Raw genomic sequence first — 18,832 nt, 5'->3', positions numbered from 1 at the left:
GTCATGTTTCCCTTCGCGTCTCCGAATGCTGATTCGGACAGGATGGCGTTTCCTCCCACCGTTGTGAGGCTTCGATGCGTCGCTATGTCGTTCTGTTGACTACGTTCGCTCTTGCCGCCGCGGCCCGCGCCCAGGACGGAGGCACGACCGTGCCATCGTTCGACCAGAAGCGGGGCGGCAATGAGAAAGTGCACATGCTCAGTCGTGTCGCCGCTCATCCAGGTGCGTGGAAGGCGGCGGACATCGAAATGGAACAGGACCCGTCGCGGCCGTACGTCTACCTCTGCGGATTCACCAACTTCGACATGCAGATCTATGACGTGCGCGATCCCGCGAACCCGAAGAAGATCTACGACTGGACCATCGAGAACCCGGAGCTCCATCGCGGGATCGGCGCGATGGACGGGAAGTATTTCAAGATCGGAAATCGGTACTACTACGCCCAGTCGTACCAGTTCATGCAGGGCAGCCCGGATGCGGATCTCGGCGCGGTGATCTTCGACGTTACGGGATTGCCGGATGCGTCGAAGGTCACGGTGGTCGCCCGCATTCGCTATCCGCAGGCACCGGGCGGATTCCACAACACGTTCGCCTACAAGCATTCGGATGGTCGCGCGCTGTATTTCGCGACGGTGAATCAGCAAAAAGCGCTCGTGTATGATCTTGCTAAAGTCGTGAGCGGCGCCGACCCGAGCACGTGGCTGATCGGCGAGGTGCCGAATCCGACGCCATTCAAGCAGATCGGAGCCGGCGGATACCACGACTTCTACGTCGGCTACGATCCGGTTGCGCACGAGGACAAGTTCTACGGTGCGGGGCTCGGCGGGTATTCGGTGTGGGACGTCACGCACCCGAATGCGCCGCGGCAGTTGTTCACGATCACCAGTCTCGGCATGGACATCGCCCACACCTTCACACCGTCTCCCGATGGTCGTTATGCGGTGACGGAGACGGAATATCAGTACACGCCGCTTCGCATCTGGGACCTCGAGCCCGGGCAATCAGGGAAGACGCAGAACATCGATATTCCGATCAGCGCGTGGACGGCGGACTGGCGCGATCTGTCGCACAATCACGAGGTGCGTTGGCCGTATGTCTTCGTCTCGGCATACGAGGACGGGCTGCAGGTGTTCGATCTCACCGATCCGAAGAACCCGAAGACCGTCGGTCACTGGTTCACGTGCGAGTGCGAACACGAGCACGGGTTCGGTGGCAATCCAGACAATGGCTGGCAGAGCACGACGAGCGTCGAGCAGGGTGCGTTCGGTGTCGACGTGCGCAACTACGATGGACTGGTGGTGCTCTCGGACATGCGGACAGGACTTTGGTTGTTCCGCGTCGATGGGTTCAAGGGATGGAATGGCCACGACCACGGGATGCCGAACATCTCGAGCGTGCAGGATTGGGATCACGGGCCGGAGGGTGCGACGAAGTCCACGGCGACCACTAGCCACGATGGACGGTGATCGGCGTTAGGCAGCTGAGCCTGATGTTCGCGGTCCCGCTGCTGATCGCGGCGGGACCGTACGACATTCCGCTGTTCTCGACCCCCAAGGCGCCGAGGGCGAGCGGGTCGGCGCGGCTCGTCTTCGCGCAGTCACCGTTCGGAATCTCGGTGACGGCAGACGGACGCGCTCAGTACGATGTACAGGTCGCAGTCTCGGGGCTACCGTCACCGTCGTCTCTCGGCGCATTCCGAGCGTACGTCGCGTGGGCGGCCACCCCCGACCTGCAGCGTTGGGATCGACTCGGCCCGATCGCAAATGGTACGACCACGGTTGGACACGTGACGCTCAACAAGTTCCTGCTCGTGATTACCGCCGAGCCGGATTCGGCGCCGAGGTCACACGCGGGGCCAACGGTATTGCACGGGACGTCGCCGAGTGGTTGGCTGCAGTCGTTCCTGAACCACCCGATGTTCCGGGGGATTACGGGGTGAACGGGCGCGCCGCTCTCGTCGCGATATCGTTAGGCGTGCCGCTCGCGATCGGTTCCGCGCAGCAGAAGCGCGACCCGATGAGCGGGATGGACCATATGCAGGGGATGAAGCACGATTCGGCCGGGATGCCGATTCCGATGCCGAGAGGAATGCCGATGATTCCCGGGCTGATCGGACTGGTGCCGTCCGGTGGCACATTCGTTCCGGGTGGCGGCATCGATCCCGCTCGTCTGCCATTGGCCAAGCCGTCGCAACTCCTGCGTCTCGCAGACGGCGACACGATCGACCTCACGGCGATGCTCGTCAGGCGCAGGATCAAGGGCCACGAGTTCGCGATGTACGGATTCAACGGCGAGGTCCCGGGTCCGCTCATTCGCGTGCCGCAAAACGCGACAATCATCGCTCGCTTTCACAATCGCATCGATCTGCCGAGCGCCGTGCACTGGCACGGGGTGCGGCTCGACAATCGGAGCGACGGCGCGCCGGGCGTGACGCAGGAACCGGTGGCCCCCGGCGGAAGCTACGTCTACCGCGTGCATTTCCCCGACGCCGGGATCTACTGGTATCACCCCCACGTCCGTGAGGACGTCGAGCAGGCAATGGGCTTGTTCGGCAACATGATCGTCGACTCGCCGGACGCGGACTACTATGGGCCGGCGAACAGCGAGCATGCACTGATGCTTGATGATTTGCTCATCAACGCGGACACGCTCGTTCCGTTCGGCGCCGACGGGCCCGACTTCGCGCTCATGGGACGCGTCGGCAACGTTCTGCTCACAAACGGCGAACCGAGCTACGCGTTGCACGTCCGAAGGGGCGAGGTGGCCCGATTCTATCTCACAAACGCGGCGAGCTCACGCACGTATAATCTCTCGTTCGGTGGAGCGCAGATGAAGGTGATCGCGTCCGACCAGAGCCGGTTCGAGCACGAGGAGCTCGTGCCGAGTGTCGTGCTCGCGCCCGCGGAGCGGTACGTGGTCGACGTACGATTCGCGCGCGCTGGTCGCTACGCGATCGTGAACGCCGTACAGGCAATCAACCACTACAAGGGTGAGTTCGAGCCCGAGGTCGACACGCTGGGCTTCGTGACGGTGGACGCCGCGCCGGTGAGAGCCGATTACGGACGGGCGTTCGCGACGATGCGCGTGAACAGCGCCGTGACCAAAGACGTCGACCGGTACCGAGGCTATTTCGACAAGCCGCCCGACAAGGAGCTTACCCTGACCGTTCAGACGACCGGCCTCGCCCTCGCGACGGTGCAGTTCATGACCATCGACACGGCGTACTATGCGCCGGTGGAATGGATCGACGGGATGCCGGACATGAACTGGCTCTCGACGAGCAAGGAGGTCCGCTGGATTCTCCGCGACGACGCGACGGGAAAGGAGAACATGGATATCGACTGGCACGTCGCGCGTGGATCGGTGGTGAAGCTCCGGCTCTTCAACGACCCGAAGTCGTTTCACCCGATGCAGCATCCGATTCACCTGCATGGCCAGCGCATGCTCGTCATCGCCAGAGACGGTGTCCCCACACGAAACCAGGTGTGGAAGGACACCGCTCTGATACCGGTCGGCTCGACGGTGGATCTGCTCATCGACGCATCCAATCCGGGCGACTGGATGCTGCATTGCCACATCGCCGAGCACCTTGGCGCCGGCATGATGACCGTGCTGCACGTCGATCGTTAGGGGCCTACATGCGCCAGCCGAGCAGGTTCCACTGCGCCAGCGACCAGGTGAAGAGGAGCGCGACGACGACGGCGCCGCTGTAACGCAATCGCGCCGCGCGCGTGCCGACCCGTGTGCGCCATTGACGAGTGGCCACGTATACCGCGGCGAGCGTGCAGATCGTCGCGATGACGGGAAGTGCAAGCGCAAGCTTGAGCGAAGTCAGCGGTCCATTGAGGAGTCCGCCCGAGCCGCTGATGATCGAGACGATCACGACGAGGAAAACAAGATCGGCGATCGCGAGCGTCACGAGAAGCCAGCGGCCAGGGAGCACGTCGTCGGCACGTGCTTCACCGAAGCGGCGCCTAACGGCTCGACCGATCGCGGCGAGCACGATACCGACGAACACCACCGCTCCAAGCCCGAGCAGGACCCAATGGAGATGTGGAGATTGCGAGAAGGGAACGCGCTCCATCGTCATCATTGGCGCTTCACCGAGGAAGCCGCGCTCGACTTTCCCCTTGTCGTTCGCCTGGAAGGCAACGAGGTCGCCGCCCAATTCATCCCGATACAGCAGCGGCCCGACGGGTACGAGACGCGAATCGCCTAACGGCGAATGCAGGATGAGGCGGCCGCTGTCGGCGGCGCTGATGCGGATGTCGCCGGCAAGGCCGATCGCCTTCTGGAAGGTCGTGTACGAGCGGCGATTGAACTCGTATTCTCCGGCAACGCGGGCTGCTTCCTTCGCGGCATCCGCGGAAGGCGCAACGGCAGTCACCGGCGTGGGATAGTAGTGATCGAGGAACTGGTTGAGGAACGGACCGAAGCTGAGCTCCCCACCGCTGCTCGTGTTGTATGAGACGAACACGCCGAGCTTCTCTTCAGGGATCAACGCCAGATCGGTATGGAAGAAGCGCGTGTCGCCGCCGTGGCCGATGATGCGCAGGCCGTGGCTCGATTTCTCGTAGAAGCCCAGCGCGAATCCAGGGATACGTGGATCGTGTCCAAAGGCACGCGCATGCATTCGCTTCGCCGTCGAGTCGGCGAGAATGCGCTGCCCGTTGAGGACGCCGTCGTTGAGATGAGCGATCATGAACTTCGCCATGTCGGTCGCGCTCGCGGCAATCGCGCCGGCGGGAGACGCGTCGACGATCTCGTATTTCTGTGGCTGGTAGACGCCGCCCTGCCAGACGTATCCCTTCGACATATCGCCCTTGAGGCGTGCCGGCAGCGGTTGGCGCGTCGACGTTTCCGTCATGCCTAACGGCGTGAGGATGTGGTGCTCGATGTAGTCGTCGTACGATTCCCCGGACACACGCTGAACGATGTAGCCGGCGAGGGCGGTCGCATAATTCGAGTATGACGAGTACGTACCGGGCGGCCGCACACGACCAGGTATGTGGGTCGCGAGCCAACGGCCGAGCGGGATCATCTTCGTCGAGTCGTCGATGATGAGGTCGCGCCCATCCTCCTCGAAGCCGGGCGTGTGGGTCATGACATTCCGCAGCGTGATCGGCTGCGGATACGTCGCCGGAATCTTGAAGTCCAGGTACTTGTTGACGTCCGTGTCGAGGTCGAGCTTCCCCTGCTCGACGAGCTGCATAACGGCCGTCCAGGTGAACAGCTTGCTCGTCGAGCCTATCCGAAAGAGCGAGTGCTCCGGATCGACCGTAGCTCGACGTGCGACGTTCGAGTAGCCGTATCCGTTGGCGTAGAAGAGCGCGCCGTCCTTGACGACGGCGACGGTAGCGCCAGCGACATGCTTGTCGCGGAGATTGGCGGCCATGACGCCGTCGAGGAATGCCGCGAGCTCGGCGCGATCTCGCACGCCGCGCGCTGACGCAGGCGCGGGCACCGACGGCCCGAACACCTGCTGCTCTTTCTTGGGTGCGGTCGGAACGAGCGGACGAATGGAGGTGGGTTGCTGTTGCTGTGCGGCGAGGGCGAGCAGAAGTAGGATTCGCATCATTGAGTGGGGTCAGGGCGGCCCAATGATGTGCTCGCGTGCGGAAAAATTCCACCTTCGAGGCCGCACAGCGGCCAATTGTCAGAACCTGTTCATTGTGCGCCAATGGTGCGGCGAATGTCGACACGCATCGCTCGCCGCATCGACGGCAGGGTGGCGGCCAAGGCCACCAACAGCATGCCAACGCTCACGAGCGACAGGACCACCACCGACCGCGGCTCGACTCCAAACACGAATCGCTTGAGCGTACCACCCAGCAGCACGACGGCGACGAGACCCGCCGCGACACCGGGAAGCGTCAGCCTTCCGACCTGGGTCAGCACCGATCGGCCCAATTGAGACGGCACCGCACCAAAGACGAGTCGCAAGGCATATTCGCGCTCGCGCGTCGACACAAGTTGACTCATGACACCGTAGCTGCCGAGCGTGGCAATCCCCAGTGCGGCGATGGCAAAGGTGAGCAGCAGGAGGCTCTGCAAGCGCGGGAGCGCATTCGCTTGTGTGACGAGCGCCTCGAGAGGGGCCTCATCGTGTGTGGCAACGACCAGATCGGTATGCCGGAGTGCGCGTCGCACGGCGGCGAAGGCAGCGGCGTCGCCGGCTCTGGGCCTAACGACAATCGACAGCTGAGTCGTCGAGACCTGCCCCCAGGGGAGATAGACGGTCTCACCCGGTGGCACGCTGTTGCCCGCATCCATTACGTCGCCTACGACACCCACGACCTCGTGGGCCACGGGTTGCGTTTTTCCAGCGGCCAATCGATAAATGCGCTTGCCGATCGCGCTCTGGTTCGGCCAGAGATGCGCGGCGAGACTGCGGCTCACGATCGCGACATTCGGCGACGCCGAATCGTCGCTCGTCGCGAACTGTCTACCCGTCAGCAACGGAATGCCGATCGTCGGCAGATAATTCGTCGACGTACGGCGAATGTGGAGTAGCGATGGTTCGGTGCTCAGGCTGCCGTCGGGCAGCTCGACGAAGAAACGTCCACCCCAGAGGCCGTCGCTCACGGGAAGCGTCGTCGTGAACGCCGCGGACGCGATCTCCGGCTCGTGCGCGAGATTGTCCAACAGGTCACGGCCGAAGCGAACGCGCGCGGAAGCTTGTAGATAGACGGCATTCTGCAGATTCACACGGGCGACGAGAAGATCGCGAGGCACAAATCCGATTGGCACTCGAACGAGCTTCGCGAAGCTGACACCGATCAGCGCTGCCGCGGTGAGAATCACGACCGACAGCGCGGCTTGAACGACGACCATCGCCTGCTGCCATCGCAGTGCGGCCGGTGACAACGTTGCGCTGCGCGCGCCTGAACGCAGCGTCGTCGCGACATCGCTATTTCGCGTGAAGACAGCCGGCAAAACTCCCGCGGCCAGGCCAGACAGAATGGCGACGGTGGCGCTCGCGAGGAGAACGCTTCCGTCGAGCGTGATCTGCGAGGTGAAGAAAGCGACACTCTGGTTGAGATCGAGATGGCGAAGCCACGGCACGATCAATCGAGTGAGGCCGACGCCAAGTGCAGCGCCAACGCCGACGACGACAACGCCCTGCAGGAAGAGCATCCGCACGACACGTACCTGTCCGGCGCCGAGTGCCTGCCTAACGGCAAGCTCCTGCCCGCGCTCGAATCCCCACGCCAGCAGCAGCGAAGCGAGGTTGAGGATGGCGAGCAGTAGCAGGACGACGGCACCCGCCTGAACGAGTAGCACCGTCGAATCCGCACCGTCCAGCAGGACGCCGCGGAGCGGGCGTGCCTCGTACCAGAAGTCGCGATTCTCGCTCGTCGCAGCGAGCGCCCGTTTCGTGAGGTCGCGCGCTTCGGCGTCGGCTCGGGCGCGCGGCATGCCTTCGGCCAGTCGCGCATAGACCGTGAGCGTTCGCGCTCCGGTGACGGCGATGCGCGCTTGGGGCGGAAGGTCGAACGGGAGCCAGACGTCGGTCGGCACGGGTTGCGTGAACCCCTCTGGCATGACGCCGATGATCGTATGCGGCTCACCATTGAGGATCAGCGCGCTCCCGATTACGGAACGATCGGCATTGAAGGCAGAATGCCAGAGCGCGTTGCTGATCACGACAACACGTGTGGGCGGCGGTCCTTCCTCCGCTGCAGTGAAGCCCCGGCCGAGAATTGGAAAGACGCGCACGGTGGAGAAGAAGCTCGCGGTAACGCGGGCCGTCTGCAGCGGACGCGACTCGCCGTGGTCGTCCCAACCCGCGACGCCCTGCGCGATGCAGGTCACGTCGGCAAAGGCGTGCTGCGTGCGCCGAATCAATTCGTAGTTCGGATACGCCTCGTTAAAGACGACCGATCCCCGTCCCGGCAGATTGCGCACGGGCGCGAGCAGAAAGAGTCGCTGCGCGTCCGGCACACCGATGCTCGCCAGAAGAAATGTTCGAACCACCGAAAAAACGGCGGTGTTGGCGCCGAGCGCGAGCGCCATCGTGAGGACCGCGACGGTGCAGGCGGCCTTGCGCCGCGCGAGGAAGCGGAGCCCTGCTTCGCGGGAGAACCAGCGGAAAGCGGATCTCATGGCGACGAGTCACTGGAGGGGAGGCGCGATTCGTGAATTCGAATACGCCACGCTATGCCCGCACCGATTATGAGTCCAATTCCACCTTCTCATTCACTGCAGGACATGCCCTCATGCGTCGATCTCGACCGGCGATTCGAGAAACGCGCCGAAACGTTGCACCGCGTCGCGAAGCCTTCTCTCCTCAGCGCCGCTGAGTTGCGTCATGAGTGAAAGCGTGACGCGCACTGCATTCCTCGCGAACGTCCGCTTCCACACGCCGACGAGCTCTCCATCGGCGACGATCACGTGTGGGATGAGAGCATTCCCACCGGTGATCGGCGTCGTGTGCCCGATGCGATTGCCGAGCGCACTGCGATCGCGATAGCCGATGAAGTACTCGTCGTAGTTCGGTAGCAGATGGACAGTGAGCGTCGTCTTCCGCGGTCGAGGGAGACTCTGGGCTACCCAGTAGGTCTGGCTGCCTAACGCGACAGGCTCCAGCTCGCGACCGGCGATCTCGATTCCGCGCTTGGCGTCCTTGACCGTGAGCCCCGACCACCAGGCGAGGTCCTGTGGCGTGGCGGGACTACGCGTCGTGAAATAGCGCCGCGTCAGCTCGAGCAGTGCCTCGTCTCGATCAACGCTCGGCGACGACGGCGCCCGTTCGTCGAGGAGCGCATAGGTGAATTGCTTCTCGCGTCGTGGGCCGCTGCAGATCACGCCGTCGAGCTCACCCTGCATCATCAAGTGGCCGAGGTGCTGACTGGTGGGAATCTTCACTCTCGCTCGCTCCAGCTCGACACGCAGCTCGCTCCGCGTAAGGCACTTCCCACCGGCCAGCGCTCTCGTGAACACCGCATTGCTCCGACTGAACACCTTGCGATCGAGCTCGAGGTTCCGGCTGTACGACGCGATCATGGCATTCACGCGCGGAGCGGTGAGCCCGAGCATCCACCGGAGATCGGCGGGCGCGACGAAGTGCCACGTCGGGCGCAGCACGTGCGTGCGCAGGATGCGCCCCTCGTCGATCTCGCGTTCGACGGACGCCTCTGTGGCGCCGTGCGTGCGTTGGGCAACCGCCCACTTGGCGCCGGCGTAGTCCTGCGCTTGTACGGCACCGAGGGCGCGCACGACGTCGCTCGCTCGGCTGAGGCCAGGCGTCGTGAGGAATTGTGCCCCAAGTCGCAGCCGGCGGATGTCCCTGATTGTCACGTATCCCTCAGGCGGCCTCGATCGTTATGTCTGTGGCCCGACTCCCAAACACACCCCATTCCTAACCACAGGTCCCTTCATCCATGCCCATCTCGCCTCGCACTCTATCGCGTGGCGGCGTGCTCGTGATCGGCGCGCTCACGCTCGCTGCTTGCAAGGACTCCAGCACGTCTCCGCTCAACGTTACACCAGATCAACTCCAGGCGATTGGCGAATCCGTCGCCACCGAGCTCGAAGGCGGCGTTGCGCAACTCACCGCGCAGGACGTCATGAACAGCAATGGTGGCGCGCCCAGCTTCTCTCGCGTGCCGCGGTCGCCGGCGGCGATGTTCGGCCGCTCGATGAGCCGCGCGTCGAGCACAACGGACATCGCGCAATGTGGTGTCGCGTCGCAGAACCCACCCGTCGACAGCGACGGCGATGGCATCCCCGACAACTGGAGCCTGACATTCTCGCTCCCCGCGTGTCATTTCGCCGATCAGACGAACTCGTACGATATTACGGGCGCGCTGCACGTCACCGATACGCAACCTGGAACGGCCGGGCTCGCACTCAGCTTTGGTCTCGACAACTTCAAGCTCGCGTTCTCTGGCGCCGATGGCAGCGGGTATGTCTCGCGTGATGGAACGGCTTCCGTGAATGTGTCTGGGAGCGGCCTGTCGCAGACGGAAGATTGGACGGAAGTCGCGCTATTGACGGGCGTCACGAGCGCGACCGTGGACATCAACTGGACGTCGACGTTCGCAGCCGCGGCGGGTCAGTCGATTACCGCAGGCCATTCGCTCCCGGATGGTACGTACACGCCTAACGGGACGGTCGGCTTCCGGCAGGGCAATCGCGTCGCATCGTTCTCGGTGACGACGATGGACCCGCTGCAGTACAGCGCCTCGTGCGCGGCAGGCGTCGCGCAAGGCACGTCGATCACACCCTTCTCGGCAGGGCGCATTCGCGTCGCCGTCACGAGCCAGGAGGGAAGCGGGTTTGCAGACGTGACGTACTCGTCGTGCAATTCGGCGACCGTGACACTGGTGAGCCAGTAAGACGAGGGGTGGAGAGTGGAGGGTGGAGAGTGGAGCGTGGAGGGTAGCGCGTGGATGATGCGGGACGCATAACCCTCCACCCTCTACCCTCTACCCCCTACCCTCTACCCCCTAGCCCCTCTTGCCACCCAGTGCGCGATGCGCTGTTCGAGGACGTCGAGCGGCAATGCGCCGGCCCCGAGGACCTCGTCGTGGAATGCGCGAATATCGAACTTCGCGCCTAACGCTTGCTTCGCCTGCTCGCGGAGACGCAGGATCGTGAGCTGACCGAGCTTGTAGCCGAGCGCCTGCGCAGGCCACGCGATGTAGCGATCGGTCTCCGACTGAATGCTCGCCTCGTTCTCGCTCGAGTGTGCGCGGAAGAAGGCCACTGCCTGGTCGCGGGTCCAGTGCTTGTCGTGAATTCCGGTGTCGATCACCAGGCGGATCGCGCGAAGCATCTCGTCGTCGAGCCGACCATAGTCCTTGTATGGATCGGTGTAGAACCCGATCTCTTTGCCGAGTCGCTCGGAGTAGAGCGCCCAGCCCTCGACGTACGCCGTGTAGGTCGCCTGTTGCCGGAACGGCGGCAGCGCTGGCAGCTCCTGCGCGATGGAGATCTGCATGTGGTGTCCGGGGACGCCTTCGTGATACGCGGTCGATTCGTTGTTGATCGTGAGCTGGTTCGCGTAGTCGTAGGTATTCACAAAGACGTGTCCGGGACGAGATCCGTCGGGCGTTCCCTGGTTGTACTGCGTCGATGATTCCTTTTCTCGGAAGGCCTCGATTGGCATCACCTCGAGCTTCGCCTTGGGCAGACGCCCAAAGAGCTCCGGCAGCCGAGCCCACATTTGCGTTTCGTAATGACGGTATTCGTCGAGGATTTCCTCGCGCGATTTGGGGTGGAGACTCGGCATCTTCTGGATCGAGTCACGGAAGGATTTGAGGTCGGCGAACCCGAGCTTTGCGGCGATCGCCGTCTGCTCGCGTTCGATGCGCTCGACCTCGCGCAACCCGAGCGCGTGGATCTCCTCGGGAGTCATGTTCGTGGTAGTCATGCGGCGCACGGCAAAGGCATAACGCGCCTTTCCATTGGGAAGCGACCAGATACCAATGTCGGCTCGACCCTTCGGAGCGTACTCGTCGCGGACGAAGGCAGTGAACGTCACGTATGCGGGCAACACGCTATCTCTGATCGCGGACAGCACGGCGTTGCGCAGGCGAATCTGGTCCGGCTCGGCGATTTCCTTCGGGAATTGCGTGGTTGGAACGGCGAACGGAGAGTCCTCCGGCTTTTGCTTTGCGATGTTCTCCGCCTGCGTTGCCACTTGCTCCAGGAGGATGCGCGGTGGCATGAGGCCATCCGCCATGCCCTTGCGCATCTGCGCGACCGTCTCGCCGAAGAGGCGCGGCAGCTCGCGCAGCCGCGCGACGTAGTCCTCGTAATCCTTTACCGTCGCGAAGGAGAGCGAGGTGACGAGCTGCGGCATGTCGATGTGGATGCCGCTGAATTGATTCACCGGCATCTCCCAATCCTTGAATTGCTCCGCCTCGACACTCTCACGAAGATTTCGAACCATGAGATCGCGATTGAGCTGCTCCTGCTCCGGGAAGCCGGTCGCATCGATGGCCTCGAAGCGCTTCAGGAACTCCCGGGTCTTCGCCAGATCGCGATCGATCGCCGCCTGTGAGAAGTCGCTCAATTTGTCGTTGTAGCGCTTGTCACCGAGAATCGAGGCGAACTCCGGGCTGGTGCGGAGCGAGTACTCCCACTGCTCGCCAAGGAGCTTGTGGAGCGCGTTGGTATGCGTCTGGACGCTGCGCGGCACGTTAGGCATCGGACGGGCTTGTTGTCTGGTGCTCTGCGCCGTGGCCGGGCCTGCAGATAGCACGAGGGCGAAGAGGATCGTGAGGTGCTTCATTGCCGCTCCAGGCGTTCGTCGACGGTGCGCTTCGTCGATTGGGTGAGAGTCCTTGGAATGGGAACGCACCGATTCTAACACCACACCCGCCTCGATGCGTCGGAACGTGACGATTCCCGTTTGCGGCGACCCGTTGCGACGGGACGCCATTCGCTCGTAAGATGTGCCACTCGGGAACAGAGGCCTGTTCCCTCCCACCGACCCACTCTTCCAGAGAGTTTCCCGTGACACGTGTATTCGTTCGTCCATCGTTCGCCCTTGGCATCGCTCTCGTTGCGGGTTGCGCGACATCCAGAGGCAACGTCACCATGGCCGGTGCGGCGATGCCTGTTCCCGACATGTCCGCGTCGGCCCCCAAGCCCGATCGGCGAGTCGGGCTTAGCGCTGGCTGGTTCAACGCGGCGCAAGCGTCGTGGAACATGTCGCTCGTTTCGACGACGCAGCCGTCTGCGGGGTTCATCAATCGCAGCGATCCGGGTGACGCGAGCAAGTGGAACTCCGACCTTGCCTTCACGGGCAAGTACGTGATCCAGGGAGACTTCAGCGGGTACCAGATCTGGGACGTCTCGAACCCGACCAAGCCAACGCTGTTCTCGTCGTACCTCTGTCCCGGCACGCAGAGCGACGTCTCGGTGCACGGGAATTTGCTCTTCGAGTCGAGCGAATCGCTCAACGGACGCAACGACTGCGGTGCAGAGGGCGTTCCGGATACGGTAAGCAAGGACCGACTGCGCGGCATCCGCATTTACGACATTGCCGACCTCGCGCACCCAAAGCTCATCGGCGTGGTGCAGACCTGCCGCGGATCGCACACGCACAGCGTCGTCACCGATCCGAACGACAACGCGAACGTCTACATCTACATCTCCGGCTCGGCGCCGGTCCGCTCGCCTAACGAGCTCGCCGGGTGCTCGGCGATGGATCCGGGTCAGGATCCGACCAGCGAACTGTTCCGCATCGAAGTCATCCAGGTCCCGGTTGCGCATCCGGAGCAGGCGCACGTCGTGAGCAAGCCACCGATTCTCGCGAACCTTATGCCCGTCGAGGCCCATGGCGAAGCGCCGGGGGACATCGCTGCGGCCGCGAAGATCGCTGAAGCTGCGCGCGCGCGCGGCGAATTCACGGCGAACATCTTCGGCATGGAGCGGGTGCTTCCTGCCGAGTTCAGTAAGCACATGCTCGACAGCATCGTGAAACTGCGCGGTGGCACCGGCGAACCGACGTCCGCAGATAGCGCGAAGCTGCGACAGGATCTGCCGGCATCGATCCAGAAGATGATCGGCGCGGGCGGCCCCCGGCGCGGACCACAACAGTGCCACGACATTACCGCGTATCCGGCGATCGGTCTCGCCGGTGGCGCGTGCGGCGGCTACGGCGTGTTGCTCGACATTCGCGACCCGGCACATCCGAAGCGCGTCGGTGCCGTTGCCGACTCGAACTTCTCGTTCTGGCACTCGGCGAGCTTCAACAACGACGGTACGAAAATGCTCTTCACCGACGAGTGGGGTGGTGGCACCCAGCCGCGCTGCCGCGTGACCGACAAGCCGGAGTGGGGCGCCGACGCGATCTTCACGCTGTCGAGCGATCAGCTGTCGTTCAAAGGCTACTTCAAGCTTCCGGCGCCGCAGACGGCACAGGAGAACTGTGTCGCGCATAACGGCTCTCTGGTGCCGGTGCCGGGCCGCGACATCATGGCGCAAGGCTGGTATCAGGGCGGCGTCTCGGTGTTCGACTTTACTGATCCCTCGCACCCGAAGGAGATCGCCTACTTCGATCGTGGCCCGATCGATTCGACGAAGATGTACGTCGGCGGCTCGTGGTCGGCGTACTGGTACAACGGCTACATCTACAGCTCGGAAATCGCCCGCGGGCTCGACGTGTTCGATCTGCAACCGAGTGCGCTGCTCTCGCAGAACGAGATCGACGCGGCGAAGTTGGTACACGTCGACGAGCTGAATGTTCAGGACCAGCAGAAGATCCGGTGGCCGGCGGCGTTTGTCGTCTCGCGAGCGTACGTCGATCAGTTGCAGCGGTCGTCGGGTCTCTCGGCGGAGCGGATTGGAGCCGTTCGCGCGGCGTTGGCGGCCGCCGAGCAGGCGTCGGGAGCGCCGCGGCGTGATGCGCTGACGCAGCTTGCCTCGCAGCTCGATACCGACGCGGGCAGCTCGAGCGACGCTGACAAGGTGCGTGTGCTTGCGACGTCGGTTCGCGACCTCGCGAACGCGACGAAGTAGCCCGCTAATCTGTCATCCTGAGCGAATGCGAAGGGCCCCCCAGGATGACAGATTGGTCGTAATGCTTCGCATCGCGTTCCAGGGTGAGCTCGGCGCTTTCAGTGAAGAGGCTGTGCAGCGCGCATTTGGCACCGGCGCCGAGCCCATCCCCTGCAGGGAAAACCGCGACGTCGCACGGGAGGTTGCCAACGGCCGGGGCGATGCGGGTGTCCTGCCGGTCGAAAACACGCTCGCCGGAAGTGTGCCGGCATCATACGATGCGATTCTTGCCGAGCCCACGCTACATATCGTGGGTGAAGTCGTGCTCCCGATTCATCACTGCGTCATGGTTTGCCCGGGAGCCACGCTGGACACGCTTCGAACGATCGAGAGCCACCCGATCGCGCTGGCGCAGTGCGCGAGCTGGTTCGCGGCGCATCCGTCGATCGTTCAGCGCGCAGCGTACGATACGGCCGGAGCAGCGCGAGATGTGGCGGCCGCACTGGACGTGTCGCGGGGCGCGCTCGCGAGTCGGATCGCCGCAGCTCGTTACGGGCTCGAGCTGCTGGCCGAGAATGTCGAGGACCGTGGAGACAACCAGACGCGCTTCGTGGTACTCGAGCGAGAGCCGGCGCAATTGGAAGCGAGCACTGCGGCGAAAACAGTGCTCATGCTCCAGGTGGACAACCGGCCCGGCTCACTGGTACGCGTCCTCACACCGTTGTCGAACCGCGGGTTGAACCTAACGAAGCTCGAATCGCGGCCGACGGGCGAACCGTGGACGTACCACTTCGTTCTCGAGTTCGAGCATCGCGCCGGTGATCCGGATGTCATCGCGGCCCTTCGCGACGTGGAGCGCGAGGCAGCGAGAACCCGCGTCGTGGGAACGTACGCGCGTAAGTGAGGCCGACGATGTACGTCGCCGGGACGCCGGAGTCGTAATGCGGAAGCCACGATAGCGAAGGATTCACGCGGACTAATGAACGGGTCGTTTCCCGCTCTTGAGCGCGTTCCATCGCGACATCACTTCCTTCGCTTGTGCCTGCGCGTGCTCGGCGGCCGCAACTTCACTCACGGTCGGCGTCACGTCGGCACTCTGCAGGGCCATCGCGGCAGCGAGCAGCGCGTCGCTCGCTCCGTTGAGCGTTGGCGTGGCGCCGCCGGCGCCACCGCGACGACCGAATCCGCCGCGTCGGCCGCCACCGCGCGCCGGCGCCGGCGCGAGCGAATCGATCTGCGCGCGCAGCGGCGTGCCTTCGGCTGTCGACGTGGCAAGCGATCGTGCTTGCAAATAGGCCGCGTGCGTCGCCACCGCCTGGTCGTATAGTTCGCGTGAGAGACGAGCGAGCTGTGTGAGTCCCGCGGCCGGTGTCTTGACGCGCGGATCGAGGCGGAGCGTGAGCGGCTGCGTCATGCTCTGGCCGTTGGCCGTTAGGCGTACGGTGTAGTTGCCTGGTGGCGCCCAGGGCGAATTCACCGTCGTGTAGGTGCGATGCGGCACGGCGCCAAGCGCGTCTTCGTCGCTATTCGGTAGGGTGTCGCCGGCAGTGACAGGATCGAAGTGGAGGTCCCACGCGAAGCGGTGCATGCCGCGACGCGTCGAGACCACCATCGGTGGTCCTTGCCAGTAGAGTGGCAGGCCGCAGAAGGGTGCGGTCGGCGTCGCCTGGCAAACGCGATTGTACGCGGCCGAGTCGAGCGCGGGGTGGGGATTGAGAACCGGATCGTTGCTGGAGTACCGCCGAATGACCTTACCGCCGTTCTCGAGGATCTCGAGCTTCACCTCACCCGAGGCATCGTTAGGTAGGTAGTAATCGACGATGCCGCCCGGCGGTGGATTCTCTCCGGCGGGAAGCTCGGGCGGCCACGGCGTCGGATCGTTCGTGGCGAAGCGAACGCGGACCGCCGTCGCGGGCTTGAACAGGTAGGCGCTCCGCGCAGCGCGCGCGTCGGCGGCCTGGCGAAGGGGCGTCACATCGTCGAGGATCCAGAATCCACGCCCGTGAGTTCCGGCGATCAGATCGGAGCACAGGCAACTGGAGTCGTCCTTGAGCTGGAGATCGCGCACCGAGATCGCTGGCATGTTGAGGCGCAGCGTTTCCCAATTATTGCCGTCATCGAACGACACCCAGACCTGCGTGTCAGTCGAGGCGTAGAGCAGCCCGCGCTTGCGCGGATCTTCGCGGATCGCGTTGGCGACTGCGCCAGGTGCAATGCCGTTGTCGATCTCGGTCCAGGTCCGACCGCCATCGTGCGTTCGCCAGAAGTGCGGATTGTTGTCGTCGACGCGGAAGGTGTTGGCGGCGGCGTAGGCGGTGGCGTTGTCGAAGTGGCCTGCCTCGATGTTGAAGATGCGCGTCCACGGCTTGATCGCGGGCGGTGTGACGTTGGTCCAGTGCGCACCGAAGTCACTCGTGGTCTGGATCTGCCCGTCGTCGGTGCCGGCCCAGAGGATTCCGTGCGCGCGCGGTGATGGCGAGAGTGCCGTGATCGTGCCTTGCGGTGCAGGTGTCACGCCCGACGCGTACTTGCCGGCGTTCGCCGGGACGGCCCACGTCTGCCGCGCGAGGTCGGGGCTGATGCGCGTCCAGGCGTGACCACGATCGGTAGTCAGCCACACGACATTCGAGACGTAGAACAGCTCGTCACCGCGCCAGGCGATCGGCATCGTGCGGACGTTGCGGTTGATCGGGTCGCCGTTAGGCAGTTTCGCACTCATGTCGGGCCCGACGAGCGTCGTCTGGCCCGTGTGTCGATTGTAGAGTGAGACACCCTGGCGCATGCTGCCGAACACCAGATCGGCGTCGCGCGGATCCGGGGCCGCAATGCCGTACTCCTGGATGTTGACGGGATGCCAGTCGTGGAAGGTGATCTCGCCGTCCATCGACCGGCTGTCGACGCACGCCGAGCCGGAGTCCTGCTGGCCGCCGCAGACACGATAGACGAAGGTGTTGTCGGTCGAGACGTGATACATCGCCGCCGTGGGCTGTGTGTACCAATTGCTCCACGAAGCGCCCCGGTTGGCACTGACGACGCCGCCCTGGTCGCTCACCATGATGAGAATGTTTGGATCATTCGGGTTGATCCACATCTGCTGATAATCGTCGCCGCCGGGCGCGCCCCGCACCGCCGTCCAGGTGAGTCCGCCGTCCTCCGTTCGCCAGGAGACCGTCGAGCAGGTGTAGACGACATTCGGGTTCTTCGGGTCGACGGCGATCGTCGGAAGGTCGCCGCCGCCGATGCGAGCGAGCGGTCGATTGTCCGGGACGCGTCCTGTGACGCCGGCGCCGTTCACTAGCGTCCAGTGCGCTCCGGCGTCGGTCGATTTGAAGAAGCCGATGACGCCACCGCCGAAGCCAACCGGTGCAGCCGGGGTACCCGGTGCGGCCCCGGCGACGGTTGCGTAGATCGTATTGGGATCGCTCGCGGCAATCCCGAGGTTGGCCTGAAGAACGGTCGGCAGCCCCTCGGTGAGCTGACTCCACGTCGTGCCGCCGTCGATCGACTTGAAGATCCCGCCGTTCGAGCCACCGAATGAGCCGCCCTCGATGAAACTCTGCTGCTGTTGCCAGAGCGCAGCGTAAACAATGTTCGGATTGCTCGGGTCGATGCGGACGTCGTTCGCGCTCGTGTATTCGTCCTTGTAGAGAACTTTCTGAAACGTCTGTCCGCCGTCGGTGGAGCGGAACACGCCACGTTCGGCGTTGGGACCGTACGGGTGACCGAGGGCGGCGACGAAAAGGCGGTTCGGATCCTTCGCGTCGACGGCGATCATCGCGATCATCTGCGTGTCGTGGAGCCCGAGATGGAGCCATGACTTGCCGCCGTCGGTCGACTTATACATGCCGTCGCCCACGGCCAGGTCAGGCCGGATGATTCCCGCCCCCGTACCGACATAGATGACGTTCGGGTCCGATGGGGCGACAGCAATCGCGCCGATCGATCCCGTCGTCTGGCTGTCGAAGAGTGGATGCCAGGTCGATCCGTAATCCGTGGAGCGCCAGACGCCCCCGTTGTCGAAGCCGATGTACGCGACGTTAGGCTGACTCGGGACGCCGGAGACACCGCGCGCCCTTCCGGCACGCGTGGGTCCGATTTCGCGCCAGCGCATGTCGCTGTACGTGTTGGGGCTCTGGGCTTTGGCGGTTGCGGCGACGAGTACGATCAGGGCGGCGACGACGGTTTTGCGCACGTGGGGATTCTCCGGGCGGAGTAGGATACGCCTTGGAGTATGGCGGGGATGAGCCGGGTGGCAAAGGGATCTGCAACGTTACGCTGGGATCGTCGTCATCAGCAGAGATCCTCCACGGCTCGAGTGGTGACGAGGCTACTATGGCCGGGTGGAACCCGATCATGCATTTTGGAGAACCCACTCCCT

The 18,832-nt window shown here is 64.0% G+C and carries 11 protein-coding genes; 6 read left to right on the top strand and 5 right to left on the bottom strand.

From position 1 onward, the window contains the following. Positions 1-74: 74 nt before the first annotated feature. Genes VGH98_06675 through VGH98_06665 form a run of 3 tightly spaced genes read left to right on the top strand, consistent with a single transcriptional unit; the run spans position 75 to position 3,630 of the window. Complete coding sequence (locus tag VGH98_06675) at positions 75-1,466, top strand: hypothetical protein (GenBank protein HEY2375644.1); 1,392 nt, start codon at positions 75-77, stop codon at positions 1,464-1,466. Next, entirely contained in the window at positions 1,463-1,939 is a 477-nt protein-coding gene (locus VGH98_06670) for a hypothetical protein (GenBank protein ID HEY2375643.1), read from the top strand. Before VGH98_06675 ends, VGH98_06670 begins: the two co-directional genes overlap by 4 nt. Next, positions 1,936-3,630 carry a multicopper oxidase family protein gene (locus VGH98_06665; GenBank protein ID HEY2375642.1) on the top strand — a complete coding sequence of 565 codons (1,695 nt, stop codon included), beginning with the start codon at positions 1,936-1,938 and terminating at the stop codon, positions 3,628-3,630. The genes VGH98_06670 and VGH98_06665 overlap by 4 nt, the downstream gene beginning before the upstream one ends. Positions 3,631-3,634: 4 nt before the next feature. Here VGH98_06665 and VGH98_06660 read toward each other — a convergent pair whose 3' ends face one another. From VGH98_06660 to VGH98_06650, 3 genes are all read right to left on the bottom strand, one after another. After that, positions 3,635-5,578, bottom strand: coding sequence for a serine hydrolase domain-containing protein (locus VGH98_06660; protein HEY2375641.1), 1,944 nt, complete (start codon positions 5,576-5,578; stop codon positions 3,635-3,637). An 89-nt stretch (positions 5,579-5,667) separates the two neighbouring features. After that, positions 5,668-8,106 carry an ABC transporter permease gene (locus VGH98_06655; GenBank protein HEY2375640.1) on the bottom strand — a complete coding sequence of 813 codons (2,439 nt, stop codon included), beginning with the start codon at positions 8,104-8,106 and terminating at the stop codon, positions 5,668-5,670. 111 nt (positions 8,107-8,217) lie between these two features. Then, a complete protein-coding gene (locus tag VGH98_06650) occupies positions 8,218-9,300 on the bottom strand; it encodes a winged helix DNA-binding domain-containing protein (protein ID HEY2375639.1) in 1,083 nt (360 codons plus the stop codon). Between the two features lie 83 nt (positions 9,301-9,383). Here VGH98_06650 and VGH98_06645 point away from each other — a divergent pair, with 83 nt between their 5' ends. Next, positions 9,384-10,340, top strand: a complete 957-nt coding sequence (locus VGH98_06645) for a hypothetical protein (GenBank protein HEY2375638.1) — start codon at positions 9,384-9,386, stop codon at positions 10,338-10,340. A 104-nt stretch (positions 10,341-10,444) separates the two neighbouring features. Here the strand turns inward: VGH98_06645 and VGH98_06640 are convergent, their stop codons facing one another. Next, entirely contained in the window at positions 10,445-12,241 is a 1,797-nt protein-coding gene (locus tag VGH98_06640) for a DUF885 family protein (protein ID HEY2375637.1), read from the bottom strand. A 224-nt stretch (positions 12,242-12,465) separates the two neighbouring features. On the opposite strand from VGH98_06640, the gene VGH98_06635 reads away from it, so the two are divergent. Continuing rightward, positions 12,466-14,475: a hypothetical protein gene (locus VGH98_06635; protein ID HEY2375636.1), complete on the top strand. Its 2,010-nt coding sequence runs from the start codon at positions 12,466-12,468 to the stop codon at positions 14,473-14,475. A 61-nt stretch (positions 14,476-14,536) separates the two neighbouring features. Continuing rightward, the gene (gene pheA, locus VGH98_06630; protein ID HEY2375635.1) at positions 14,537-15,358 is read left to right on the top strand and encodes a prephenate dehydratase; all 822 of its coding nucleotides are present in this window, start codon (positions 14,537-14,539) and stop codon (positions 15,356-15,358) included. Between the two features lie 72 nt (positions 15,359-15,430). Here the strand turns inward: pheA and VGH98_06625 are convergent, their stop codons facing one another. Beyond that, on the bottom strand, positions 15,431-18,646 hold the full coding sequence (locus VGH98_06625) for a hypothetical protein (GenBank protein HEY2375634.1): 3,216 nt from the start codon (positions 18,644-18,646) through the stop codon (positions 15,431-15,433). Between the last annotated feature and the right edge of the window lie 186 nt (positions 18,647-18,832).

The organism is Gemmatimonadaceae bacterium (assembly GCA_036496605.1).
In the GTDB taxonomy this organism is placed as follows: domain Bacteria; phylum Gemmatimonadota; class Gemmatimonadetes; order Gemmatimonadales; family Gemmatimonadaceae; genus AG2.
The sequence above is the reverse complement of the archived record's forward strand: the minus strand, read 5'-3'. Positions and strand labels throughout refer to the sequence as shown.